Origin of the sequence: Thermoproteus sp. CP80, from assembly GCF_002077075.2 — an archaeon.
GTDB lineage: Archaea > Thermoproteota > Thermoprotei > Thermoproteales > Thermoproteaceae > Thermoproteus.
The window spans coordinates 1-5,400 of the sequence record NZ_LCWM02000050.1 but is presented as its reverse complement, the minus strand read 5'-3'; the positions used below and the strand labels follow the sequence as shown (position 1 = coordinate 5,400).

The following is a 5,400-nucleotide window of genomic DNA, read 5'->3' as shown; positions in this document are numbered from 1 at the left end:
CGGCAGAATCGAGAGCTCCGCCCGCCGAGGCCCGCGGGCATCAAACGCGCCGAGATCGGTTGCGCCGAGGGCGTTATGACGGCCACATGGAGCCGGCCGTGAGCCTAGGGGAAATGGCCCTGGATGGGCCGGAGTGGCCGGCATCCCGACTCAATAAGTCTTATCTCGGCTCTCCATAAAGCTGGGTATGGCCGCGTTGTGGCGGTCTTGGCGGACCGCGTCTTCGTCCTGGCGCTTAACAACGACAGCAGACATGTGGAATCGGCCAATGTCCGGTCGGACCGCGCCGACGATAGCCGGAAGAGCCCGGTGGAGGCGCCGTGAGGCATAAGAGCGACCTTTCTAGCTAGGTCGAGGACTTTTACAATAATAATCAATTATTCATTAAAAAGATTACAATAAGCGAAAAAACTATTCTTTTGATCTGTTGATGAAAAACTAGAGTATATCGAGAAATTGCTTTAACTTAATCATATAATTTTAAATTTAATAAAGCTAAATATAATTTTTTATATTATAATAATTATTTTTATATTGACGATATCAGTATAAATCTTTATAACAAGCCGTTGAGGACCACTAGCCCTGTACTATTTCAAAAATTTGACAAAATGCTTAAAAATAGAAAATACGGTTTAATCCATGCCAAACGGACAAGATCCCCAATATCTGAAGGACATGAGGACGATGCACGTCACGGCGTGGCTTCTGTTGCTCCTCTCCCTCGCCATGCTTTTCGGCGGCGTCTACATGCAGGCGGCGCTCCACCAGACCAAGGCCCCGTTGTTGTTGGGCCTAGTGGCCGCCCTCCCGTTGGCCATACCCCTAGAGCTGTGGAACTTCTCAGACCCAGACACGCTCTTCAGAGTGATGGCGTTGCAGGACAGGTTCTTGATAGCGTGTTTCGGCTTCGCCATAGGGCTAGGCGCGATACTCCTGTACGGCCTTAACCTCTTCACCGCGCCGAACTTCGGCCTAAAGGCCTTCTTCGTGGGCGGCGTGGTGTTAGGCGGCCTCATATTCGGCATAGGCGTGGGGTTGGCCGGCTACTTCCCGGGCACTGTATGGATAGCTCTAGGACAGGGAAGGAGGGACGCGCTGTACGCGGTAGCCGGGGGCTTGCTGGGCGCCTTCACCTGGTCCGTCATATTCGGCTGGGTCAAGCCATATCTCTGGGACGCTTTCAACTTCGGGGCCATAACTTGGCCGCAGCTGTTCGGGATACCCTTCAACGATAAGATCGCCATGTTCATAAGCGCTCTGATATTCGGAACCATCATGTTCCTAGTATTCCTATTCCTGCCGCGCTTCCCCAAGCAACCGGTCAGACAGGCCTGTGGATTCCACCTAGCCGGGAGAGGGACCACCGTGAGGAACGAGGACGTGATAAGGGAGGAGGCCGCGAAGTATCCCAGGCAGAACAAATACTTGCTGGAGTTGATAAATGAGAGCAGCATCAGGAACTCCAGATACGTCGTAGTGTTGGGCCTCGCCTTCACCGTAGAGGCCGTGGCCGTGATAATATTACACCAGATCTTCGGCGAGTCCACCACCTATTCCTGGATAGGGGCTCAGCTGTCCTATTTAGTGAACCCCTATTGGGCGGCCTCCAACCCCTACTTCCAGCTATTCGGCGGAATGCATATAGTCAACGGAGTGCCGGTGAATAAGCCGTTCAGCGAAATAGGCTGGGAGCCGATAACCGACCTCAGCACCTTCCTCGGCGGGCTGATATCGTCGATATTCATCTCCAGGAGGTTCATGGGGTTCAAGAAGCAGATACCCAGAGTCTGGGCCCACAGATTCGGCGAGTCGGAGGCCAGGAGATTCCTCGGCTCGTTCTTCGGCGCGTTCTTGGTGCTGTTCGGCGCCAGGATGGCGAACGGGTGCGCGAGCGGCCACATACTCAGCGGCAATCTGCAGATGGCGGTATCCAGCTTCGTCTTCATGCTCGCCGTCATGGCAGGAAGCGCAATAACTCTGAGATACGTAATGAAGCTAAGGATAAACTCCTGGGGCTACGCCGAATAAGTAACCCCTTCCCGTCCTTTTTATACCCCCTTTTCCCTATCTATTCGATGAGGAGAGCCGCCGCCGGGATTTGAACCCGGGACCTCCGCCGGCTACCGGCTACGGGTCTCCGAGCGCGTGCCCGCGATCTGCAGCCCGCCGCTATACCGGGCTTAGCTACGGCGGCTGTGTATGTCACGCCATAAGTTTATTAATTTTGCTCCGAATTGGGCGTGTACGTCGCTGTGGCTTTCTACTCGCCCGTCCACGGCGAGGAGTACGTCGAGAGGAGGTTTAGAGACGCCGCGCGCCATCTCCCGGAGGTCTTAGGCCCATTCAAGTCAGCAGACGAGGCTCCCGAGGTTAGGGCCAAGGCCCTGCTTGCCGTCACGCTTACCGGGGGCACCGGCGTCGCCGTGGCCGAATACGCCAGACGTCTAGGCGTCAGGTCGGTGGTGACGTTGGGCTTCCCGGAGCACAACAGCGCTGCGTCTTCCCTATCGGCCAGGTCCTATCTAGAGGCCGAGGGGGTTAGGGTTTGGCCTGTGCACTGCGCGCCTGGGGAGGACTGCGGCGAGGTGGCGGCCAGGGCTAGGGGGATCGCCAGGGCCGTCGCGCTCTTGACGGAGCCCAGGGTTCTGTTAATAGGTCGACGCACGGCCCAGGCGGATAGATTCTCGGCGAAGTTCGGCGGCGTCGTGGACGTCATGGACCTTGACAAATTCGCCGAGGTGGTGGAGGGCTCCGAGCCTGACCCCGAGTTTATATCCGTTTTCGGCGTCGAGGAGGCGGCCAAGATATACGCCGCGTTTAAATCCCTCGGCGGCTCCACCGAACTCTTCCGGCTGTCGTCGGCGCAGTCCGACCGGGCGCTGGTCGATTCCACATGTCGGCTGTCGTCGGTTCCACACCACGTATCGGCTAAACTCGTCATCGATTCTATTGGCTAACGCGCAGAGATGCCGATTTCGAGGAAACGGTAAGAGTTGGAAGGGAAAAAGGGGATGTCTTTTTAGGATCTTTTCGGCGAGTTCCCTCTGCCTCGGCGTGCCGTTCTTGGCCTTCTCGGCGAGATAAAGCGCTATGGCCCTCCTGACGGCCTCGTCCCCCTCCGCCAGCCTCAAGAGATCGGCCGTGGCTATATACACGACGTAGTTGGGGCCGGACCTCACGACGTTAGGCTTAAGCCCGGCCGACTCAAGCCTCCTGGCAGCGGCGAGCGCCCTCCCTACATCGCGGGTGAAGTATTCGGCAAGGAGTGAGCCGCCCCTGCCGCCCACCAGCTCGAGATGCATCACGACGTCCGCCACGACCACGGCGCCTCTCCTCTGTCCGTCTTCAGCATATGAGAACTGCTCCGTAGGGATTTCGCCGTTTTGCCCGAACGCCTCCCTGAGGACGTCTATGCTCCTCTTCTTCGCCTTCAGCTTGAAGGCGGCCCTGAAGCCGTCGTCTGTGGCCAGCTTCACGTCGATCCACTTGTGGGCCTTCAGAAGATCGAGCAACACGCCGTATGCGCCGGCCGACTCCCCAAGCCTCTCGAACGCCTCCTTGCCAGTGGCGACGAGAGCCTCTCTTGTGCTTTTGCTCGAACCCAACCTCCAGGGCTCCTTGGTTGCAATAACAAGCTCGTAATCGCTACTTAATACATCCCTCCGTTTAGCATCACCATCTCCCAACCACATTGTTAGCAGGGGCGCCCACTCCCCGCGCCTGAGGTGGCTAGCCACCAGATCTATGGCCTCCGCCTTGCTCCGCCTCTGTCTCCAGCTCTTCGCTATGATAGTCACTTCCACGCTCGCCCCCTCACGCGTCAAGATAACCGAATCGACATATACATAGAGCTCTCCGTATCTCGCCGCAGTCCAGGCGAACACTTGCCAAGGCTGCGTGGTGCCCATGAAGGGCCGGCCGCCATTATTGCCCTCATCGCTTGCCCTCCAGCCCAGCTGAAGCAGTTCAAGCCGCTCGCGCGGAAGCTTCAACACATCGGGAAAATGCGCCGAGGCGCTGACGCCGTGGATCGCGATTCGCGGTGCGGCTACTTTGGCTATGTACATCCACGCCCCGTCCGGCGCGTATAGCCGACCTCCCTCCATCCTGTAGGTGCCGTCGACGACGGCCTTGTATACCGCCTCCAGCTTGGCCCTCGCCTGCCCTTCGGCTTGCCCCAGAAGCGTATCCAACTTACGGCCGAAGTCCCTCAGCTGTTCTTCCTCTTCGGCGGACGGCTTGAACCTACCGATGATCTCCTCGACGACGTAGTCGACGTAGAGCCTCCACGCCGGGAAGACCCAGTCCGCCGGCCCCCGGAGCTTGCCGTTCCTCCCCACGGCCGCCAGAACCCCGTCAAGCGACGGCGGCTTCTCGATGGGCTTAAGCGCCAGCTCAAGGCGACGCCCAAGTTCGTCTATAGAGAATCTCCTCTCCATATCTAGGCCGGAGATTGCTGTTAAATTAATTCGATGCGCCGTTGTCCGGCAGAATCGAGCCGTTAGCGCATGCGAGGCGTCCGGCTGATCGAATTCGCCGTCTGGGCCGCCTTCACGGCGCGTTGGCCGCGGCCCCTGTCCGCCCTCACTCGGCCGTGAGCCTCCCTTTCAGGAGCGTCCTCAAATCAGTCTTGACAGGGGGGCTAGCCCCCTGTGGGCATTAATTTTATGTTGTTCCTGTAAGCGTCGAGGAACCCGCCGAGGGGCGGTTCAGTTTATCGATGCGGCGCGAAAGGCGTGTGGACGTCATTTGGGAAATGATGGGGGCGGTGTTCGCGGAGAAGTATACCGGCAAGCTGTACATAGACGCAAACGATTTGGGGCGGCTGAAGAGGATCGAGCCGTACAAGTATTCGTACTGTATGCCCGCGCCTGCCCGCCGCCGGAGGCCCGCCCGCCGGCGGATCGTCGTATCGAATTCTCCGTCCCCTTCCTCTCCCGACTGCGCCCGCACCGGCCGGACGCGCGGGCCCCGCCTTCATCTCCCAACCGCCTCGGCGGCCCCTCAAGTCCCGAGCCCTAAGGCGTGGATGAGGTGGAGGAGGCGCAAGTGGAACCGATGCGTCGATCCCCATAAAGACGGCAAGGCGATCGCTTGTTTCCCCTACATATTAAAATACGGCGTTACTCCCTGTCTTGCATTGGCTTTGGCAAACGCCAAAGGGGATGTGGTCGCCTGCGAGGGGGACCTCCAGGCGCTTGCGGGCATGCTTATCTCCAAGGGGCTGACGGGCTACAGCGGATGGATAGCTAACGTTGTGTATGCGAAGAGCGCCGAGGCGTTCTTCGCCCACTGCACGGCGGCCCTCAACATGGCCAAGTCCTGGCGGCTGATGCCCCATTTCGAGACGGGGAGGCCCTACGGCTTAGCCGCGTCGTTGGCCGAGGGCAGATATAC

3 protein-coding genes, 1 tRNA gene and 1 pseudogene are annotated in these 5,400 nt (G+C 58.6%); 2 read left to right on the top strand and 3 right to left on the bottom strand.

Going from position 1 to position 5,400, the window contains the following annotated elements; all coding sequences use genetic code 11:
* Nucleotides 1-642 precede the first annotated feature (642 nt).
* Nucleotides 643-2,031 carry a YeeE/YedE thiosulfate transporter family protein gene (locus B7L68_RS08075; protein ID WP_081247159.1) on the top strand — a complete coding sequence of 463 codons (1,389 nt, stop codon included), beginning with the start codon at nt 643-645 and terminating at the stop codon, nt 2,029-2,031.
* 55 nt (nt 2,032-2,086) lie between these two features.
* On the opposite strand, the gene B7L68_RS08070 is transcribed toward B7L68_RS08075, so the two are convergent.
* The 3 genes from B7L68_RS08070 to B7L68_RS08065 all read right to left on the bottom strand — a co-directional run bounded on the left by B7L68_RS08070 (nt 2,087) and on the right by B7L68_RS08065 (nt 4,442).
* A tRNA-Cys gene (locus B7L68_RS08070) sits at nt 2,087-2,197 on the bottom strand.
* 66 nt (nt 2,198-2,263) lie between these two features.
* The gene (locus B7L68_RS08530; RefSeq protein WP_143615336.1) at nt 2,264-2,491 is read right to left on the bottom strand and encodes a hypothetical protein; all 228 of its coding nucleotides are present in this window, start codon (nt 2,489-2,491) and stop codon (nt 2,264-2,266) included.
* A 160-nt stretch (nt 2,492-2,651) separates the two neighbouring features.
* The gene (locus B7L68_RS08065) at nt 2,652-4,442 is read right to left on the bottom strand and encodes a hypothetical protein (RefSeq protein WP_081247158.1); all 1,791 of its coding nucleotides are present in this window, start codon (nt 4,440-4,442) and stop codon (nt 2,652-2,654) included.
* A 728-nt stretch (nt 4,443-5,170) separates the two neighbouring features.
* Here B7L68_RS08065 and B7L68_RS08060 point away from each other — a divergent pair.
* Nucleotides 5,171-5,400 (top strand): annotated as a pseudogene (locus tag B7L68_RS08060) (fucose isomerase); the annotation flags it as partial.

Excerpts from the sequence above, each read along its gene's own strand:
- B7L68_RS08075 (WP_081247159.1), top strand. The coding sequence starts at position 643 with ATGCCAAACGGACAAGATCCCCAATATCTGAAGGACATGAGGACGATG.
- B7L68_RS08065 (WP_081247158.1), bottom strand. The coding sequence starts at position 4,442 with ATGGAGAGGAGATTCTCTATAGACGAACTTGGGCGTCGCCTTGAGCTG.